The following is a 19,045-nucleotide window of genomic DNA, read 5'->3' on the forward strand; positions in this document are numbered from 1 at the left end:
TGGCTTCCGCGGTGGGGACCGTTCCGAGGGTGGTTTCCGTCGTGACGGTGATGCCCGCCAGGGCGGGTTCCGTGGCGGTGACCGTCGCGAGGGTGGCCCGCGCGAGGGTGGCTTCCGCCGCGACGGGGAGACCCGCGAGCGCGGCTTCCGCGGCGGCGACCGTGAGGGCACCTTCCGCAGCGGCGACCGCCGTGAGGGCGGTTTCCGCGGCGGCGAGCGGACCGGCGGTCACGGCGACCGCCCGCGCCGGGACGACCGGCCGGGATTCGAGGACCGACGCCGGGACGGCGGCTACGGCGGCGGGGACGCGTCGCGCGACCGCCGGGACGACCGGCGTGACCGTGGCGAGCAGTCGGGGGCTGCCGCCCCGGCGCTGCCCGACGAGATCGTCGCGTCCGACCTGGACCAGGCCGTCCGCGCGGAGTTGCTGTCGCTGGCCAAGCCGGTGGCGGACACCGTCGCCCGGCACCTCGTCGCGACCGGCCAGCTGATCGATGAGGACCCGGCGGAGGCGCTGGCGCACGCGCTCGCCGCGCGTCGGCTCGCGTCGCGCATCTCGGCGGTGCGCGAGGCGGTCGGGTTGGCCGCGTACCACGCGGGGGAGTGGCAGACGGCGCTCGCCGAGCTGCGCACGTACCACCGGATGACCGGCTTGCAGAGCCATCTGGCCGTGCTCGCCGACTGCGAGCGGGCGCTCGGGCGCCCGGAGCGGGCGATCGACCTGTTCCGGGGTGCCGACCGGGAGAAGCTCGACCAGGCCGTCGCGATCGAGCTGCTGATCGTCGCCGCCGGGGCCCGGGGTGACCTCGGCCAGAAGGATGCGGCCGTGGCCATGCTCCAGGTCCGGGAGCTGACCAACGATGAGGCCGAGCCGTGGGCCGCCCGGCTCCGGTACGCGTACGCCGACGCGCTGCTCGCCGTGGGCCGCCGCGAGGAGGCCCGGGAGTGGTTCTCCCGGGCGGCCGACATCGACGCCGAGGGCGAGACGGACGCCGCCGAGCGGCTGCTCGAACTCGACGGGGTGCTGATCGAGGGCGACGACGTGGACGACGAGCCGGATGCCGACCTCACCGGCGGTGCGGACGCCGACGCCGCCGAGGACGAAGACGACGCTGAAGACGAACACGACGAAGACGACGACTTCGACGAGGACGACGAAGACGGCGCCGACGCCGATGAGGACGACGAGGACATCGACGACGACGAGGACGGCGCGGCCCGGGCGGCTGCGGACCGGACCGGGTCGGCACCGGTGGAGACCGAGCGGGGCGCGGAGTCCGCGGCTTCGCCCGAGCCGGGCGCGGATCTGCGGTGACGACGGACACCGGGGACCGGCTGGTCGACGGATACTCGCTGGTCGTCTTCGACCTGGACGGGGTCATCTACCTGATCGACCAGCCGATCCCCGGCGCGGTCGAGGCGGTGGGACGGCTGCACGCCGAGGGGCGGGCGGTCGCGTACGCCACGAACAACGCGTCGCGGCGGGCCAGCGAGGTCGCCGACCTGCTCACCGGGATGGGTGTGCCCGCCGCAGCGGAGGAGGTGCTCACCTCGGCGGGCGCCTCCGCCGAGCTGCTGGCGGAGCGGCTGCCCGCCGGCTCGCCGGTCCTGGTGGTGGGGGCGGAGGCGCTGCGCGCCGAGATCACCGCCGCCGGGCTGCGCCCGGTGTCCCGCGTCGACGAGTCCCCCGTCGCCGTCGTGCAGGGGTACGGCCCGCAGGTCGGCTGGGCGGACCTGGCCGAGGCGTCCCTGGCCGTGCGGGCCGGGGCACAGTGGATCGCCACGAACACCGACCGGACCCTGCCCAGCGGGCGGGGACCGCTGCCGGGCAACGGGTCGCTGGTGGCCGTGCTGCGGACCGCGCTGGACCGTGAGCCCGACGTGGTCGTGGGCAAGCCCGAGCCGGCGCTGTTCGCCACCGCTGCCCGTCGGGCGGGGCAGGGGCGCACCCTCGTGGTGGGCGACCGGCTCGACACCGACATCGAGGGCGCCCGGCGGGCCGGCCTGGACAGCCTGCTCGTGCTGACCGGTGTCAGCGACGTACCCGAACTGCTTGCCGCCCCGGCGGCGCGCCGGCCGACGTACGTCTCGGTCGACCTCGCCGGGCTGTTCGACCCGGCGGCGGTGGTCCGGGTGCCGGGTGCCGCCGGGACGGGCGGTTGGTCGGCGCGCGCGACCGAAGATGGCCTGGAGCTGGCCGGTGCCGGCCGGCCGCTGGACGCCCTCGCCGCGCTCTGTGCCGTCGCCTGGACGACCGGCGCGGGCACGCGGGTACGGGCGGCTACGCCGGAGGCCGAGGCCGCCCTGGCCGCCCTCGGCCTGGCCGACTGACCCACCGAGCGACGGGCGCAGCCCGCGCCGCCGACCCCGGTCGTTCCGGGTCCGGTGGCGCGGGCTGCGCCCGTATCGGGGCCGTCAGAGCAGCTTGCGGAGCTTCATGAGGTCGAACGGGTTCGCCTTGATCGACACCCGGCGGGACGCGATCGCCTTGGTCACGTCGAGCTGGCCGCGCACGAGGGCGAGCAGGTCGTCGCTGCTGGTGCTCAGTGCGATCTTCGCCTTGGGGTCGTCGCCGTCGGTCAGGTCGAGCAGCCGCCCGTCGGCGAGCCGGCCGTGGAAGGCGGTGTCCAGGTCGGTCACCCGGCAGGCCAGGGTGCGGTCCAGGTCGACCCGCTCCCGCACGGCGTCGGCGTTGCGGTCCAGCCGGGCGGCCAGATCCTGCAACGCCTGCCGGCACTCGTCCACGCTGGCCACTTTGTCTCCTCACGCACGCCACGTCCGTTTCCCGGCACCGTACCGCAATGGGCGTCCCACGGCGCCCGGTAGCGTGAGACCCGCAACCCCCACCCCGCGGAAGGACTCAGGCATGCAGGACGCGTGGCGCGCCTACCTCGGACTGGCCATGGGCCTGACGGAGGCGCCCCGGAAGAAGGCACAGGACGTGGTGCGTCGGGTCGTCGGCTCCGGCGAGGCGACGGCGACCCAACTCCAGGCCCTCGCCGAGGAACTGGTCTCGACCGGCGCGGCCAACCGGGAGGCGCTGACGAAGCTGGTGCGCTTCGAGGTCGACCGCGCGCTCGGCGCGGTCGGGCTGGCCACCGCCGACGAGGTTGCCGAGCTGACCCGCCGGGTGCACGAGCTGGAACGCCAGCTACGGGAGGCCCGGACCGGCCCCGCCGAAGCCGCCCCGCAGACGTCGGCCCCCCAGCCGCCTGCGGCGGAGCCGTCCGCGTCGCCTGCCCCCGTGGCGAAGAAGGCGGTCGCGAAGAAAGCCGTCGCCAAGAAGGCCGTCGCCAAGAAGGCACCCGCCACGGTGAGTCGCACCGAGTCGGAGGCAGGGGCGCCGGAACCGGCCCGCCCGGCGAAGAAGGCGCCGGCCCGCAAGCAGCAGCCGGGCGGTGCGGCGTGAGGGTGCCCGTGCCGGGTCGGAACCGGCGGTGAGCGGGCCGTTCCGGCCGGGCCCACCGCCCGGCGGCCGGCCCGCGCCGCCGCCGGGGCCCCGGCCGGGCCCGCCACCTCGTCCGGTGACCGACGCCGACGACGGCGACGGCGACGCCCGGCATCCGGCCGTGGACGCCGCGGTGCAGGCGATGGCGAACGCCGCGTCGCTCTCCCCGGCCGACCAGATCCCGCAGTACGAGGCCGCGTACCAGACGCTGCGGGAAACCCTCGCCACCATCGACCAGGCCTGACCGACCGGAGATCCACCCCATGGCACGTCGCAACCGGCTCGACGCCGAACTCGTCCGTCGCGGTCTGGCCCGGTCCCGTGAGCAGGCCGCCGCGCTGGTCGAGGCCGGCCGGGTCCAGCTGCGCGGGGTGCCGGCCCGCAAGGCCGCCGCGCTGGTCGACCCCGCCGATCCGCTGCTGGTCACCGGTGCCGACCCCACCTCGGAGTACGTCTCCCGGGGCGGCCACAAGCTGGCCGGCGCGCTGGCCGCGTTCACCCCGGACGGGCTGCGGGTGGCGGGCCGGCGCTGCCTCGACGCCGGCGCGTCGACCGGCGGCTTCACCGACGTCCTGCTGCGCGCCGACGCGGCCGAGGTCGTCGCCGTGGACGTCGGCTACGGGCAGCTCGCGTGGGCGCTGCGCACCGACGACCGGGTACGGGTGTTCGAGCGGACCAACGTCCGCACGCTGACCCCGGAGGCGATCGGCGGGGAGGTCGACCTGACGGTGGCGGACCTGTCGTTCATCTCGCTGCGGTTGGTGCTGCCGGCGCTGGCCGCCTGCACCCGGGCCGACGGCGACCTGGCGTTGATGGTGAAGCCCCAGTTCGAGGTCGGCAGGGAACGCGTCGGCGCGGGCGGGGTCGTGCGCGATCCGGCGCTGCGCGCCGAGGCGGTCCTGGCCGTGTCGGCGGCGGCAGCCCTGCTCGGGCTGGGGCTTGCCGGGGTGACCGCCAGCCCGCTGCCGGGGCCCAGCGGCAACGTCGAGTTCTTCGTATGGTTACGCCGGGGCGCGCCGGCGGCCGACCCGGAGCGGGTGCGGGCCGTCGTGGCGGCCGGCCCGCAGGGCGCGAGCCTGTCCGGTGACGCGCCGGACGCGGCCCCGGAGGAGGTGGCAGGGTGAGCGCGAGGAGTGAGCTGGCGAGCCCCGCAGTCGCGAACGGAGGCGGCGGGGTGAGCGCGAGGAGTGAGCTGGCGAGCCCCGCAGTCGCGAACGGAAGGTGGATCCGTTGAGTCGTACCGCGCTGCTGGTGACGCACACCGGCCGGCGTCGCAGCACGGAGCACGCGCGGGCGGTCGCGGCGGACCTGATCGCCGCGGGGTTCGAGGTGCGGGTGGTGGCCGAGGAGGCCGACGACCTGGACCTGCCGGGCGTGGTGCCGGTGGCGGGGCCGGAGGCCGCCGAGGGGGCCGAGATCGTCTTCGCCCTGGGTGGGGACGGCACGTTCCTGCGCGCGGCGGAGCTGGCCCGGCCGGCGAAGGTGCCGCTGCTCGGCATCAACCTGGGCAAGGTCGGCTTCCTCGCCGAGGCGGAGATCGACGACCTGGACGTGGCGGTGCGCGACGTGGTGGACCGCAACTACACGGTGGACGAGCGGCTCACCCTCGACGTGACGGCGCAGTTCGACGGTGGCCCGACGATCGAGTCCTGGGCGCTCAACGAGATCAGCGTCGAGAAGGGCGAGCGGGCCCAGATGCTGGAGCTGCTGGTCGACGTGGACGGCCGGCCGCTGTCGCGGTACGGCTGCGACGGCGTGGTCTGCGCGACCCCCACGGGCTCGACGGCGTACGCGTTCTCGGGCGGCGGGCCGGTGGTCTGGCCGGAGGTGGAGGCCCTGCTGCTGGTCCCGATCAGCGCGCACGCGCTGTTCAGCCGGCCGTTGGTGACCGCGCCCACGTCGACGTTCTCGATCACGGTGGACCCGTTCACCACCCTCGCGGTGCTGTGTTGCGACGGCCGGCGCGTCTACGACCTGCCGCCCGGGGCGCAGGTGACGGTGCGGCGGGGCGCGCTGCCGGTGCGGGTGGTGCGGCTGCGGACCCGGTCGTTCACCGACCGACTGGTGGCGAAGTTCGGGTTGCCGGTGCACGGCTGGCGGGGCAACCGCAGGTGAGCGACGTCTCCGGGGCGGCCCGGCGGCGCGGGTCGACCGCTGGTCGGCCGGGGTTCCGGCGGAGGTGACGGGGGCGGCCGCCGGCGGGCGGTCACCGCGTCCCGGCCGTGCCGGCTGGTCAACTGTCAGGGCCCGCGTCTACTGTCGGGTGCTGTGCTGGAAGAGCTGCGCATCACCGGACTGGGCGTCATCGAGGACACCACGCTGCCGTTGGCCGGCGGGATGAACGTCATCACCGGCGAGACCGGTGCGGGCAAGACGATGGTGGTGACCGGCCTCGGCCTGCTCTTCGGCGGCCGGGCCGACGCGGGCCGGGTGCGGGCCCAGCCGGGTCGGGCGGTGGTCGAGGGGCGGCTGCGGCTCGGTGGCCGGGTGGCCGCCGCCGTGCACGCCCGGGTCACCGACGCCGGCGGGGAGCCTGACGACGACGGTTCGCTGCTGCTGAGCCGCACGGTCACCGTGGAGGGTCGCTCGCGGGCGCACCTGGGCGGGCGCGGCATGCCGGTGGCGATGCTCGGCGAGGTCGGCGAGCAGGTGGTGGCGGTGCACGGCCAGTCCGACCAGTTGCGCCTGCTGCGGCCGGCCGAGCAGCGGGCCGCGCTGGACCGGTTCGCCGGCCCGGAGCACGAGAAGCTCCTCGACGCGCTGCGGGAGGCGTACGCCCGGTGGCGGGCGGTGGTCGACGACCTGGCCGACCGGCGGCGCAACGCCCGGGCGCGCCACCAGGAGGCGGACCTGCTCCGGCTGGGGCTCGACGAGATCAGCCGGGTGGATCCGCAGCCGGGCGAGGACGACGAGTTGCGGGCCGAGGCGCAGCGCCTGGAGCACGCGGAGGGGCTGCGTACGGCGGCGCAGACGGCGCACCAGTGCGTCGCGGGCGGCACCGAGCCGACCGACGAGACGCCGGACGCCACGGCGCTGCTGGGGCTGGCCCGGCGCACCCTGGAGGCCCAGGCGGGCACCGATCCGGCGCTGGGTGACCTGGCGGCCCGGTTGGAGGAGGCGGCGACGCTGGTCGCGGACGTGTCGGCGGAGCTGTCGACGTATCTGGCGGCGTTGGACGCGGACCCGGCCCGGTTGCAGGTCGTCTACGAGCGGCGGGCGGCGCTGCGGGCGTTGACCCGTAAGTACGCCGACGACGTCGACGGGGTGGTGGCGTGGGCGGAGCGGGCGCGGACGCGGCTGTCCGATCTGGACACCTCCGACGACGTGCTGGACGAGCTGGACCGGGAGGCCGCCCGGCTGGCCGGTGAGGTGGCCGAGCTGGCGGGGCGGGTGTCGGCGTCCCGGCAGGAGGCGGCGTCCCGGTTCGCCGAGCAGGTGACGGTCGAGCTGGCCGGGTTGGCGATGCCGCACGCCCGCATCGAGGTGGCGGTGCTGCCCCGGCCGGCGGGCAGGTCGGAGCCGAGCCTGGCGGTCAACGGCGTGGAGGTGGGCGTCGGCCCGGACGGCGGCGACGAGGTGGAGCTGCGGCTGTTGGCGCACCCGGGGGCCCCGTCGCTGCCGTTGCAGCGGGGCGCGTCCGGCGGTGAGCTGTCCCGGGTGATGCTTGCCATCGAGGTGGTGTTCGCGGGCTCGGGTGGCCCGCCGACGCTGGTCTTCGACGAGGTCGACGCGGGCGTGGGCGGCCAGGCGGCGGTGGAGATCGGCCGGCGGTTGGCCCGGCTGGCCCGCAGCCACCAGGTGCTGGTGGTCACCCACCTGCCGCAGGTGGCGGCGTTCGCCGACCGGCACCTGGTGGTGGCGAAGGACACGGGTGGCGCGGTGACCACCAGCGGCGTGCGGGTGGTGGAGGACACCGAGCGGGCCCGGGAGCTGGCCCGGATGCTGGCGGGTTTGCCGGATTCGGATCTGGGTATCGCTCACGCCGAGGAGCTGTTGGCCGTGGCGGCGCGCGAAAGGCGGCCGTGACGGCGGGTATTGTGAGCGCGCGCACACCGTGGCGCGCTCCGGTGTGCTTCCCTGGGTAGGCGGCCCTGCTCAGGCATGTCGCGACAGAAAAGCCTGCCTCACATGCCAGGATGGTCACGATGCGTCTACCCACGTTGCGCCGGACCCGTAACACCGAGCCGGACACAGTCCTCGGCACCGCGCGCCTCGACCGCCGGACGAAGCGCCTGGTCGGCCGGCTGCGTCCGGGCGATATCGCGGTCATCGACCACGTCGACCTGGACCGGGTGGCGGCCGATTCGCTGGTGGCGGTCGGTGTCGCCGCCGTCCTCAACGCGAAGCCGTCGGTCTCCGGCCGTTATCCGAACCTCGGGCCGGAGGTGCTGGTGACCGCCGGCATCCCGCTCCTGGACGACCTGGGCGAGGGGATCTTCGAGCGGGTCCGGGAGGGCGACACCGTCCGGATCGAGGGCAACACGGTGTTCGTCGGCGGCGAGCCGGTCGCGCACGGCGCGTTGCAGGACGCCGAGTCGGTGGCCAAGGCGATGGCCGACGCCCGCGAGGGGCTGTCGGTGCAGTTGGAGGCGTTCGCCGCCAACACGATGGACTATCTCAAGCAGGAGCGCGACCTGCTCCTCGACGGCGTGGGCGTGCCGGAGATCCAGACCCAGATCCAGGGTCGGCACTGCCTGATCGTGGTCCGTGGCTACGACTACAAGGCCGACCTGGACGTGCTGCGACCGTACATCCGGGAGTTCAAGCCGGTGCTGATCGGCGTGGACGGTGGGGCGGACGCGCTGGTCGAGGCCGGCTACACCCCTGACATGATCATCGGTGACATGGACTCGGTGACCGACGACGTGCTGCGCTGCGGCGCCGAGGTGATCGTGCATGCCTACCCCGACGGCCGGGCCCCGGGGCTGCCCCGGGTCACCGGGCTGGGCGTCGAGGCGATCACCTTCCCGGCGGCGGCCACCAGCGAGGACCTGGCGATGTTGCTGGCCGACGAGAAGGGCGCCTCGCTGCTGGTGGCGGTGGGCACGCACGCCACGCTGGTCGAGTTCCTGGACAAGGGCCGGGGCGGGATGGCCTCGACGTTCCTCACCCGGCTCAAGGTCGGCGGGAAGCTGGTGGACGCCAAGGGCGTGAGCCGGCTCTACCGGCAGAGCATCTCCGGTTCGTCGCTGCTGCTGCTGGTCCTGTCGGCGGTGGCGGCGATGGCCTCGGCCGTCGCGGTCTCCACCGTCGGCAAGGCGTACCTGGGCGTGGTCAGTGAATGGTGGAACAATTTCGTGTTCCAGCTCGGCCAGCTCTTCTAGCTCCCCGACCGATCAAGAGGCTGCAAGCGTGATCAACTTCCGCTACCACGTGGTGTCCCTGACCGCGGTCTTCCTGGCGTTGGCCATCGGCCTGGTCGTCGGCACGGCCGCCCTCAACGGCCCGGTCGCCGACTCGCTCAAGGAGCGGGTCAACGGGCTGAGCAAGGACAACCAGCAGATGCGCCAGGCGGTCAACAACATGCAGAAGGAGATCGAGCTGGAGGAGCAGTTCGCCGCCGAGATCGCCCAGGTCGTCCTGCCGGGCAAGCTCACCGGGCGCCGCGTGCTGCTGCTCACCCTGCCCAGCGGGCGCGAGCACACCGAGGGCGTGCTCAAGATGCTCCAGGTCGGCGGCGCCCAGGTCACCGGCCGGGTCGACCTGCAGGACAAGTTCATCAACCCGGACAACAACAACAACCTGATGGAGCTGGCCGTGACCGCCGCCCGGCCGAGCGCCCCCGCCTCGGGGCTGCCCGGCAACGGGCACGGGGTGGAGACGTCCAGCGCCCTGCTGGCCAGCGTGCTGCTGGACCGCGCCGACGGCGAGGCCCCGGCCACCGAGGCCGACCGCCGGGCGGTGCTGGCGTCGTACAGCAACGCCGGTTACCTGACGACCGACGAGAAGGTGACCGGGCCCGCCGAGGCGGTGGTGCTGGTCAGCGGTCAGCCGTACGTGGACAAGGACTCCGCCAAGAAGGACGAGTCGGTGGTCAAGGTCGCCGAGCAGTTCGACCGGACGGGGGCGATCGTGGTGGCCGGCAACGGCTCGGCCGGCGGCAACGTCGTCGCGGTCGTCCGGGGTGACCCGGTGCTGTCGCAGACCATCTCCACCGTCGACGACGCCAACACCACCCAGGGGCAGCTGGTCACCACGCTCGCCCTGGTGCAGCAGCTCGTGGAGAAGAAGGCGGGCCAGTACGGCGTGGGCGACAACGCGTCCGCGCTGCTGCCTAGACTGCCCCAGTGAGCGAACGACGTACCCGGGTGTCCGATCCTTCCCGCCGTGCGTGCGGCGTACCGAACGGGGTGACCGCGTGAGCCTGCTGGGACGCCTGCTGATCGTCGGGGCCGGCGCCGCCGCCGCCCGGTACGCGCTGCGCGAGGTGCGCACCTCGCCGGCCGCCCCGGCGCTGGAGCGCACCAACTTCCGGGGCCGCACCGTCACCCTCGCCGCCGGGCCGGCGCTCGCCGCCGGTGCCGCCGCGGCCGGGGCGTTCGGCGCGTCCAGCGCCCCCGCCGGCGCCGCCGCGCTGGTGGCCGGCGTGGGCGGGGGAGCGGTCGGGGTCTACGACGACGTGGTGGGCGCCCGACCCGAGCAGAAGGCCGCCAAGGGCTTCGCCGGGCACCTCGCCGCCCTGCGTGAGGGCCGGGTCACCGCCGGGCTCGTCAAGATCGTCGGGGTGGGCGCGACAGGGCTGGCCGCGTCGGCGCTGCTCGCCGCCGACCGGGCCGTCTCCGCCCACCCCCGCCGCCAGCGGCACGGCGCGGTGGGTCGCACCGCCGACGTGCTCCTCGGCGCCGGGGTGATCGCCGGCACCGCCAACCTGCTCAACCTGCTCGACCTGCGGCCGGGGCGGGCGCTGAAGTCCGCGCTGCTGCTCGGCGCGCCGCTGACCGGGGGCCCGCACGGTGGGATCGCCGCCGGGGCGGTGGGCGCCGCCGCCGGCCTGCTCGCCGACGACCTCGACGAGCAGGTGATGGTCGGCGACGGCGGCGCCAACGCGATCGGCGCGGTGCTCGGGGTGGCTCTCGCCGCCCGCACCGGGCCGCTGGGCCGGGCCGGCCTGCTCGCCGTGCTCGCCGGGCTCACCGCCGCCAGCGAGAAGGTCAGCTTCACCCAGGTCATCCAGGCCACTCCGGGCCTGCGCGAGCTGGACGCGCTGGGCCGGCGCACCGACTGACGTGCGCCCGGTGCCCATGAGCCCGGCAACGCCGGCGCGGCGAACGGCCGACGTGCGGGCCGCCGCGACCGACGGGAAGGCCCCCTGCTGACGTGAAGAACCCGGCACCCCTCGCCGGCGCCGGCCGGGTGGCCGGGGCGGCGGCCCTCATCGCGGTGCTCACCGTGGTCAGCCGGCTCGCCGGCTTCGGCCGGACGATGGTGTTCACCTGGACACTGGACTTCAGCGACCTCGGTGACATGTACGTGGTCGCCAACATCGCGCCGAACATCATCTTCGAGATCGTGGCCGGCGGGGCACTGGCGAGCCTGGTGGTGCCGCTGCTGGCCGGCCCGGTCGCGGCGGGCGACCGGCGGGCCGTCGGCGCGACCACCGGCGCCCTGCTGACCTGGACGCTGACCCTGCTGGTGCCCCTCGCGGCGCTGGTGGCGCTGCTGGCCGGGCCGATCGTCGAGGCGCTCAGCTCCGGCCGCAGCCCCGCCGAGCTGGCCGCCGGGGCGCGCATGCTGCGGGTCTTCGCCCCCCAGCTGCCGCTCTACGGCATCGGCATCGTGCTCACCGGGGTGCTCCAGGCGCACCGCCGCTTCGCCTGGCCCGTCATCGCCCCGCTGCTGTCCAGCCTCACCGTGATCGTGGTCTACCTGACCTTCGGCGGCGTCGAGGGACGGGGGGCCACCGTCGCCGGGGTGAGCCGGGGCGGGGAGCTGGTCCTGAGCGGCGGCACCACCCTCGGCGTGGTCGTGCTGTCGCTGTCGCTGCTGATTCCGCTGCGCCGCCTCGGCCTGCGGCTGCGCTTCGGGTACGCGTTCGACGCCGACGCCCGGGCCCGGGTCGGCGGGCTCGCGGCGGCCGGGGCGGTCACGGTGGCCGCCCAGCAGATCGCCCTCGCGCTGGTCGTCAAGAGCGCCTCCGGGGGCCCGACCGGTTCCGTCCAGGCGTTCAACCTGGCCCAGACGATGTACCTGCTGCCCTGGGCGGTGCTCGCCGTGCCGCTCGCGGTCGCCGCGTACCCGACCCTGGCGGCGGCGTCGGCGGCCGGCGACGAACCGGCGTACCGGGACACCCTCGCCACCACCACCCGGGGGGTGCTGCTGTTCAGCTGCCTCGGCGCGGCGGCCCTCGCCGGCACCGCCGCCCCGGTCGCCGCCTTCTTCCGTCCGGCCGACCCGGCCCCGGTGGCCGCCGCGATCGCCGGCTTCGCCCCCGGCCTGCTCGGCTACGGGCTGTTCGCGGTGCTCTCCCGCGCCCTCTACGCCCGCGGCGACACCCGGCCGGCCACCGTGGCCGTCACCGTCGGCTGGCTGGCGGTGCCGCTGGCCGTCGTCCCCCTCGCCGCGCTGCTGCCCCGCGCCGACCGGGTGCTCGCGGTGACCCTGGCCAACTCCGCCGGCATGCTGCTGCTCGGCGTCCTGCTGGTCGTCGCGGCGCGCCGCGCGGCGGGGCCCGCCGCGCTGGCCGGGGCGGCCCGCGCGGGAGCGGCGGGGCTGCTCGGCGGGGCGCTCGCGGCGCTCGCCGGGGCGGCCACCGCGCATGCCCTGGCCGGGCGCGGGGCCGGCACCCCGACGACACTCGCGGCCCTCGTGCAGGGCATGCTGTCTGCAGCCGTGGTCGGGGTCGTGTTCCTCGCCGTGGCGTACCTGGCCGACCGGCGGGACGTGCGGCCGCTGCTCGCCGCCGTGGGTCGCCGGTTGCCCGGTGCGCTGCGGCGCGGCGGGCGTTCCGGTGGGCCCCGGCAGCGCGACGTGGTCGGTCCGGAACGGGGCGACGGGAAGGAGACGGTGTCCGGGTGAGCGGGACGACGGGCGGCCGACCGGGGGTGGCGGTGGACCGGAGGTGGTCGCGGTGACGGGCGCGACACCGGCACCCGGGCAGCACGGCACCGTGGCGCTGTTGCTCGCTTCCAGCACCGGCGGCGTCGGCCAACACGTCCGTTCCGTCGCCCGGGGCCTCGCCGCGGCGGGCCGCACCGTGCTGGTCTGCGGGCCCGCCGCCACCGAGGACCAGTTCGACTTCACCGGCGTCGGGGCCCGCTTCCAGCCCGTCGAGATCCCGGTCAGCCCGACTCCCGCCGACGCCCGGGCCGTGGCCGCGCTGCGCCGCGCGCTGGCCGCCGAACCGGTCGCGGTCGTGCACGCGCACGGGCTGCGCGCCGGGCTCGTCGCCGTCCTGGCCCGGCCGGCGGCCCCGGTCGTGGTCACCTGGCACAACGCGGTGCTCGCCCGGGGGTTGCGCGGCGGGCTGTCCCGGCTGGCCGAACGGGTCGTCGCCCGGGGCACCCGGGTCGCCCTCGGCGCCAGCGCAGACCTGGTCGAGCGCGCCGCCGCCCTCGGCGCCGCCGACGCCCGGCTGGCCCCGGTCGCCGCGCCGGCGCTGCCCGCGCCGCGTCGCCGCCGGTCCGCCGTCCGCGCCGAGTTCGCGGTCGCCGCCGGCCAACCGCTGATCCTCTCCGTGGGCCGGCTGCACCCCCAGAAGCGGTACGACGTGCTGGTCGACGCCGCCGCCCGGTGGCGCGGCCGGACCCCGCCGCCGGTGGTGGTGATCGCCGGCAGCGGCCCGGCGTACCTGCCCCTCGCCGCCCGGATCTCCGCCGCCCGGGCCCCGGTCACCCTGCTCGGGCACCGCACCGACGTGGCCGACCTGCTCGCCGGCGCCGACCTGGCCGTGGTGACCAGCGACTGGGAGGCCCGCCAGTTGTTCGCGCAGGAGGCGCTGCGGGCCGGCGTACCGCTGGTGGCGACCGCCGTCGGCGGCCTGCCGGAACTGGTCGGCGACGCCGCGGTGCTGGTGCCCCCGGGCGACGTCGACGCGGTCGACGCGGCCGTGCGCGCGCTGCTCGACGACGACGACCGGCGGGCCGAGCTGGGCCGTCGCGGTGCCGCGCGGGCGGCGACGTGGCCCACCGAGGCGGACACCGTCGCCCAGTTGGCCGCGCTCTACGCGGAGCTGACCGGCGACACCAGCGGCCCGGCCGCCCCCGGCGCGGACGCCCCGTCGACGGGACGCCGGTGATGCTGCGCGCACTGAAGCCGGTGCTGCTGCGCAGGCTGCCGCCGGTCCTGCTGACCCTGCTCGTCGTGGTGCTGGGGGTGACGGCCCTCGCCGCCCGGCCCGCCACCGAGACGCCCCGGCGCACCGCCGACTTCGTGGTGCTCGTCGGGGTGGCCGGCCTGCGCTGGGACGACGTCGACCCGCAGACCACCCCGACGCTGTGGCGGATGGCCCAGCAGGGCTCGATCGGCTCCCTGTCGGTGCGTTCCGCCCACCGGCCCACCTGCCCCGTCGACGGTTGGCTGACCCTGGGCGCCGGCAACTTCGCCGCCTGGAACGGCAGCCGGGGCGGCGGCGTGTGCCCGCCGGCCGGGGTGACGGTCGAGCAGCCCGACGGCATCGGCGCGAACCTGCCCGACCAGGAGAGCGTCGTGCAACACAACCAGCAGCGCCTGCCCTGGGGCGCGGTGCCCGGGGCGCTGGCGGAGTCGCTGCGCTGCTCGGTCGCCGTCGGCCCCGGCGCGGCGGTGGCCGCCGCCCGCCCGTTCGGCCGCGTCGACCGGTACGCTGCGGCGCTGCCCGACGACCCGGCCCCGCTGCTCGGCTCCTGCGTGCTGAGCGTCGTCGACCTCGGCACCGTCGCCGGCGACGACCGGGCGGCCCGGGCCGAGCAGGCCCGCCGGGCCGACGCCGACCTGGCCCGGGTCCTCGCCGGCCGGCCCCCGCGCTCCCTGGTGCTGGTCGCCGGGATCTCCGACACCGACCTGCCGTCGCGGCTGCACGTCGCCGTCGCCGACGGGCCGGGCTGGGAACGGGGCTGGCTCACCTCGCCGACCACCGGCCGGGAGGGATACCTGCAACTGGTCGACCTCGCGCCGACGGCGCTCGCCGCGCTGGGCCGGCCGATGCCGGAACGGCTGTTCATCGGCCGACCCGCCCTCTCCGTCGGCGGCCGCCCGGCGGACCTGCCCACCGCGATCGCCGCGCCGGCCGACGCCGACCGGGAGGCCGCCGCCCAGCGGCGGGTCGCCGGCTGGTTCTTCGCCCTGCTCGCCGGCGCGCAGGTGCTGCTGGCCGTGGCGGTGCTGCCGCTGCTGCGCCGCGCCCGCCGCCACGCCGGGCCCGTCGGCCCGGCACCGGTGCCCCGGCGGGTGGTGGCCGTGGTCGAACTGCTGCTGATCGCCGCCGCCCTCGCGGTGCCGGCGGCCCTGCTCGCTGACGTGGTGCCGTGGTGGCGCGGCGACCACGCCGGCTGGTGGTTCGCCGCGACCACCGTGCTGCTGCTGGTCGGGGCGACCGCCGCTGTGCGGTTCGCCCCCGGGCGCGACGCGACGCTCGGGCCGCTGGGCGCGGTCGCCGGCCTGGCCACCCTCGTGGTCGCCGCCGACGTGCTCACCGGCGCCCGGTTGCAGCTCAACGGGGTGACCGGCTATTCGGCGCTGGAGGGCGGCCGGTTCTCCGGCCTGGGCACCGTCGGGCTCGGCGTGTTCGCCGCCGGGTCGCTGCTGTGCGCCGGCTGGCTGGCCCAGCGGGTCCACCGCCGGTGGCGGCCCATGGTGGTCGTCGCCGTCGGCGGGGCCGCCGTGGTGGTGGTCGGCAGCCCCTACCTCGGCGCGGACTCCATCGGCGCGATCGCGCTGACGGCCGGGGTGAGCGTGGCCGCCGCGATCAGCACCGGCGGCTGGCTGACGGTCAGCCGGCTGGTCTGGGCGGGCATGGCGGGGCTCGCGGTCATGATCGGATTCGCGGTGGTCGACCTGCGCCGGCCGGCGACCGAACGGGGCAGCCTCGGCCGGTTCCTGGCCGCCCTCGGCGACGGCACCGGCGGGCTGACCGTCCACCGGTCCAGCACGGCCAACTTCGAGACCCTGGTCAACAGCCCGCTCACGGTGCTGGCCCTGGCCGGTGCCCTGCTGGTCTGGTTCGCGCTGCTCCAACCGTGGGGCGGGCTGATGCGGCTGTTCGGCATCTACCCGGCGATGCGGGCCGCGATGGCCGGCACGGGCGTGGCCGCCGGCCTCGGCGGGCTGCTCGGCGGCTCCGCGCTCGACGTGGCCGGCGCCGCCGGCGCGCTGGTGGTGCCGATGGCGGCGCTCGCGGCGCTGCGGGTGCTCGACCACTCCACCGACCGGACCCAGCCGGGCGACGGCGGCCCCGCCAACGGCCGGCTCGGCGTCGCCCCGCCGGGCGGCCCGGACCGCCCCGACGCCGACGACGGGACCGGGGCCGGCGAGCAGACGTCGCCCGGCGACGCGACCGCGTCGCCGCCCGCCGACCCGCCCCCCGCCGACGGGGTCGCGGGCGGCGGCGGCGGGGACGCGCCGGACCGGGCCACCGGGCGGGCCGCCCGCGCATCGACGGGGGTCGCGACGGCCTGACCTGGTGCGCCGCCCGGCCGGGCGACCTCGGGTGCGGCCTGCGGACCCGGCCAGGGGAGGTGTTACCGTGGAGTCCCGTGGATCGCGTGATCACTTGGCCCGCAGCCGGCACGGCCGGTTGTTCGGCACTGATCGGCACGACGGTCTGCACGACCGCGACGGACGACACGGGAGCAGGCCTTGGCCCCTTCAGCACGGACGACCAGGCACATTTTCGTCACCGGGGGCGTCGCCTCCTCGTTGGGTAAGGGCCTCACCGCCTCCAGCCTCGGCAACCTCCTCTCGGCCCGCGGGCTGCGCGTGGTGATGCAGAAGCTGGACCCGTACCTCAACGTCGACCCGGGGACGATGAACCCGTTCCAGCACGGCGAGGTCTTCATCACCGAGGACGGTGCCGAGACCGACCTCGACGTCGGGCACTACGAGCGTTTCCTCGACCGGGACCTGTCCGGCAAGGCGAACGTCACCACCGGCCAGATCTACTCGGACGTGATCGCGAAGGAGCGGCGCGGCGAGTACCTGGGCGACACCGTCCAGGTGATCCCGCACATCACCAACGAGATCAAGGCCCGCATCCTCGGCATGGCCGACCCGGACGCCGAGGGCCAGATCCCCGACGTGGTGATCACCGAGGTCGGCGGCACCGTCGGCGACATCGAGTCGCTGCCGTTCCTGGAGGCGATCCGCCAGGTCCGCCACGACCTGGGCCGGGACAACTGCTTCTACCTGCACGTCTCCCTGGTGCCCTACCTGGCCCCGTCGGGCGAGCTGAAGACCAAGCCCACCCAGCACTCGGTGGCGCAGCTGCGCAGCATCGGCATCCAGCCCGACGCGCTGGTGCTGCGCTGCGACCGGGAGATCCCGGAGAAGGTCAAGGTCAAGCTGTCGCTCTACTGCGACGTCGACACCGAGGCGGTCGTCGCCGCCCCCGACGCCCCGAGCATCTACGACATCCCGAAGGTGCTGCACCGCGAGGGCCTCGACGCGTACGTGGTGCGCCGCCTCGGCCTGTCCTTCCGCGACGTGGACTGGGCCAGCTGGGACGACCTGCTCGACCGGGTCCACCAGCCCCGGCACACCGTCACCGTGGCGGTGGTCGGCAAGTACGTCGACCTGCCCGACGCGTACCTGTCGGTCAGCGAGGCGATCCGGGCCGCCGGGTTCGGCCACCGGGCCCGGGTGCAGCTGCGCTGGGTGCCCAGCGACGACTGCGTCACCCCGGCCGGCGCGGCGGCGGCCCTGGCCGGCGTGGACGGCATCGTCATCCCCGGCGGCTTCGGCGTACGCGGCATCGAGGGCAAGATCGGCACCGCCCGGTACGCCCGGGAGAACGGCGTACCGCTGCTCGGCCTCTGCCTCGGCCTGCAGTGCATGACCATCGAGGTGGCCCGGCACCTGGCCGGCCTGCACGGGGCCAACTCCCTGGAGTTCGACGAGGAGGCCACCCACCCGGTCATCGCCACGATGGCCGACCAGGAGGACATCGTCGCCGGCCGGGGCGACCTGGGCGGCACCATGCGGCTGGGCGCGTACCCGGCGAAGCTGGCCGGGGGGTCGATCGTCGCCGAGGCGTACGGCGCCACCGAGGTCAGCGAGCGGCACCGGCACCGGTACGAGGTGAACAACGCCTACCGCGACCAGCTCACCAAGGCGGGGCTGCACATCTCCGGCACCTCCCCGGACGGCCGGCTCGTCGAGTTCGTCGAGCTGGACCGCGACCTGCACCCGTTCTTCGTGGCCACCCAGGCGCACCCCGAGCTGAAGAGCCGCCCGACGCGGCCGCACCCGCTGTTCGCGGCGTTCGTGAAGGCCGCCGTCGCCTACTCCGAGGCCGACCAGCTCCCGGTCGACCTGGACGCCCTCGGCGGCGCGGCGGAGGCGGCGGGCAGGGCCGGGCACAACGGCGGCGCGGCCGCCGGGCGCGAGACGGCCTCGGCGTCGTGAGCGCCGTCGAGCACCGCTACGAGGTGACCGACCGGCGGGAACGCTACGCCGGGCGGATCTTCTCCGTGGTCACCGACGAGGTCACCATGCCCGGCGGGGGCACCGCCGCCCGCGACTACGTCCGGCACGTCGGCGCGGTCGCCGTCGTGGCCCTCGACGACGCCGGCCAGGTGGTCCTCATCCGCCAGTACCGGCACCCGGTCGGCCGGCACCTGTGGGAGCTGCCCGCCGGGCTGATGGACGTCTCCGGCGAGGACCTGGCCGCCGCCGCGGCCCGGGAGCTGGCCGAGGAGGCCGACCTCACCGCCGGCACCATCGACGTGCTGGTCGACCTGCACAGCTCGCCCGGCTTCTCCAACGAGGTCGTGCGGGTGTTCCTGGCCCGGGACCTCGCCGACGTGCCGGCCGGGCAGCGCCACGAACGCAGCGAGGAGGAGGCCGACCTCCAGGTCGTCCGGGTCGACCTCGACGAGGCGGTGCGGATGGTGCTGGCCGGGGAGATCACCAACGCCTCCGCCGTGGCGGGGCTGCTCGCCGCCGCCCGCGTCCGGGACGTCGGCTGGTCGGCGCTGCGCCGCCCGGACGCGCCGCTGCCGCGCTGAGCCGAGCCGGCCGGCGGCCCGACGGTGGCCCGCGCCGGCCGGCGGACGGAACGTGACGGGAAGGGGCCGTGCGGCGCGCCGCACGGCCCCTTCGAGACGAGGTGGAGATCAGTCGCGCAGCGGGCGGCCCTGCCCGTCGACGCCGCCGTTGACCAGGATCAGGATGCCGTCGATGGTGCCCCAGAGGGCGCCGAAGCCGCAGGTGACCAGGGTCACGACGAGCTGGAGCACGCCGGTCTTGGTGTCGCCCATGTAGAACCGCCCGACGCCGAAGCCGCCGAGGAGGATGCCGAGTACACCCGCGACGACCTTGCTCTTGTCGGAGACGCCCTGCGGGTACTGCTGGTAAGGAGTGGTCATGGGGCGAAACCATAGTGATCGACTCGCGTCCTGTCCGCAGCGGCACCCCACCGGTGGGACGATGGGAGGCGAACACTGGCGGAACGGCTGATCCGCTCTC

Annotated in this window: 17 protein-coding genes; 15 read left to right on the forward strand and 2 right to left on the reverse strand. The window is 75.9% G+C overall.

The genetic code is table 11. The annotated features are described in order from the left end of the window. Positions 1 to 427 precede the first annotated feature (427 nt). Together GA0070558_RS27500 and GA0070558_RS27505 are read left to right on the forward strand one after the other, a co-directional pair. Complete coding sequence (locus GA0070558_RS27500) at positions 428 to 1,315, forward strand: Replicase polyprotein 1ab (RefSeq protein ID WP_439709644.1); 888 nt, start codon at positions 428 to 430, stop codon at positions 1,313 to 1,315. Beyond that, on the forward strand, positions 1,312 to 2,331 hold the full coding sequence (locus GA0070558_RS27505) for an HAD-IIA family hydrolase (protein WP_091284890.1): 1,020 nt from the start codon (positions 1,312 to 1,314) through the stop codon (positions 2,329 to 2,331). Before GA0070558_RS27500 ends, GA0070558_RS27505 begins: the two co-directional genes overlap by 4 nt. Positions 2,332 to 2,415: 84 nt before the next feature. On the opposite strand, the gene GA0070558_RS27510 is transcribed toward GA0070558_RS27505, so the two are convergent. Continuing rightward, a complete protein-coding gene (locus GA0070558_RS27510; protein ID WP_091284892.1) occupies positions 2,416 to 2,754 on the reverse strand; it encodes an SCP2 sterol-binding domain-containing protein in 339 nt (112 codons plus the stop codon). 112 nt (positions 2,755 to 2,866) lie between these two features. On the opposite strand from GA0070558_RS27510, the gene GA0070558_RS27515 reads away from it, so the two are divergent. The 13 genes from GA0070558_RS27515 to GA0070558_RS27575 all read left to right on the forward strand — a co-directional run bounded on the left by GA0070558_RS27515 (position 2,867) and on the right by GA0070558_RS27575 (position 18,585). Beyond that, entirely contained in the window at positions 2,867 to 3,409 is a 543-nt protein-coding gene (locus tag GA0070558_RS27515; protein ID WP_091284893.1) for a phasin family protein, read from the forward strand. A gap of 28 nt (positions 3,410 to 3,437) precedes the next feature. Beyond that, positions 3,438 to 3,692 (forward strand): hypothetical protein, encoded by a 255-nt coding sequence (locus tag GA0070558_RS27520; protein WP_091285010.1) that lies wholly within the window; start codon positions 3,438 to 3,440, stop codon positions 3,690 to 3,692. Positions 3,693 to 3,711: 19 nt separating this feature from the next. Further along, on the forward strand, positions 3,712 to 4,572 hold the full coding sequence (locus GA0070558_RS27525; RefSeq protein ID WP_091284895.1) for a TlyA family RNA methyltransferase: 861 nt from the start codon (positions 3,712 to 3,714) through the stop codon (positions 4,570 to 4,572). A 106-nt stretch (positions 4,573 to 4,678) separates the two neighbouring features. Next, positions 4,679 to 5,563: an NAD kinase gene (locus GA0070558_RS27530; RefSeq protein WP_091284897.1), complete on the forward strand. Its 885-nt coding sequence runs from the start codon at positions 4,679 to 4,681 to the stop codon at positions 5,561 to 5,563. A 153-nt stretch (positions 5,564 to 5,716) separates the two neighbouring features. Then, complete coding sequence (gene recN / locus GA0070558_RS27535; protein WP_043968087.1) at positions 5,717 to 7,474, forward strand: DNA repair protein RecN; 1,758 nt, start codon at positions 5,717 to 5,719, stop codon at positions 7,472 to 7,474. Positions 7,475 to 7,593: 119 nt separating this feature from the next. Beyond that, positions 7,594 to 8,772: a putative cytokinetic ring protein SteA gene (gene steA, locus GA0070558_RS27540; protein WP_007075891.1), complete on the forward strand. Its 1,179-nt coding sequence runs from the start codon at positions 7,594 to 7,596 to the stop codon at positions 8,770 to 8,772. Positions 8,773 to 8,800: 28 nt separating this feature from the next. Next, a complete protein-coding gene (locus GA0070558_RS27545; protein ID WP_091284899.1) occupies positions 8,801 to 9,739 on the forward strand; it encodes a copper transporter in 939 nt (312 codons plus the stop codon). A 67-nt stretch (positions 9,740 to 9,806) separates the two neighbouring features. Next, positions 9,807 to 10,673 carry a hypothetical protein gene (locus tag GA0070558_RS27550; protein WP_091285013.1) on the forward strand — a complete coding sequence of 289 codons (867 nt, stop codon included), beginning with the start codon at positions 9,807 to 9,809 and terminating at the stop codon, positions 10,671 to 10,673. A gap of 92 nt (positions 10,674 to 10,765) precedes the next feature. Continuing rightward, on the forward strand, positions 10,766 to 12,463 hold the full coding sequence (murJ, locus tag GA0070558_RS27555; protein WP_091284901.1) for a murein biosynthesis integral membrane protein MurJ: 1,698 nt from the start codon (positions 10,766 to 10,768) through the stop codon (positions 12,461 to 12,463). A gap of 52 nt (positions 12,464 to 12,515) precedes the next feature. After that, positions 12,516 to 13,682, forward strand: a complete 1,167-nt coding sequence (locus GA0070558_RS27560) for a glycosyltransferase family 4 protein (RefSeq protein WP_091285016.1) — start codon at positions 12,516 to 12,518, stop codon at positions 13,680 to 13,682. Positions 13,683 to 13,705: 23 nt separating this feature from the next. Then, positions 13,706 to 16,039: a hypothetical protein gene (locus GA0070558_RS27565; RefSeq protein WP_091285020.1), complete on the forward strand. Its 2,334-nt coding sequence runs from the start codon at positions 13,706 to 13,708 to the stop codon at positions 16,037 to 16,039. Positions 16,040 to 16,219: 180 nt separating this feature from the next. Next, a complete protein-coding gene (pyrG, locus tag GA0070558_RS27570) occupies positions 16,220 to 17,983 on the forward strand; it encodes a CTP synthase (protein ID WP_091284903.1) in 1,764 nt (587 codons plus the stop codon). Further along, entirely contained in the window at positions 17,980 to 18,585 is a 606-nt protein-coding gene (locus GA0070558_RS27575) for an NUDIX domain-containing protein (RefSeq protein ID WP_077939455.1), read from the forward strand. The genes pyrG and GA0070558_RS27575 overlap by 4 nt, the downstream gene beginning before the upstream one ends. A gap of 108 nt (positions 18,586 to 18,693) precedes the next feature. Here the strand turns inward: GA0070558_RS27575 and GA0070558_RS27580 are convergent, their stop codons facing one another. Next, on the reverse strand, positions 18,694 to 19,008 hold the full coding sequence (locus GA0070558_RS27580) for a TM2 domain-containing protein (RefSeq protein ID WP_043968096.1): 315 nt from the start codon (positions 19,006 to 19,008) through the stop codon (positions 18,694 to 18,696). Between the last annotated feature and the right edge of the window lie 37 nt (positions 19,009 to 19,045).

Origin of the sequence: Micromonospora haikouensis, from assembly GCF_900091595.1 — a bacterium.
In the GTDB taxonomy this organism is placed as follows: domain Bacteria; phylum Actinomycetota; class Actinomycetes; order Mycobacteriales; family Micromonosporaceae; genus Micromonospora; species Micromonospora haikouensis.

Excerpts from the sequence above, each read along its gene's own strand:
- GA0070558_RS27515 (WP_091284893.1), top strand. The coding sequence starts at position 2,867 with ATGCAGGACGCGTGGCGCGCCTACCTCGGACTGGCCATGGGCCTGACG.
- GA0070558_RS27525 (WP_091284895.1), top strand. The coding sequence starts at position 3,712 with ATGGCACGTCGCAACCGGCTCGACGCCGAACTCGTCCGTCGCGGTCTG.
- steA (WP_007075891.1), top strand. The coding sequence starts at position 7,594 with ATGCGTCTACCCACGTTGCGCCGGACCCGTAACACCGAGCCGGACACA.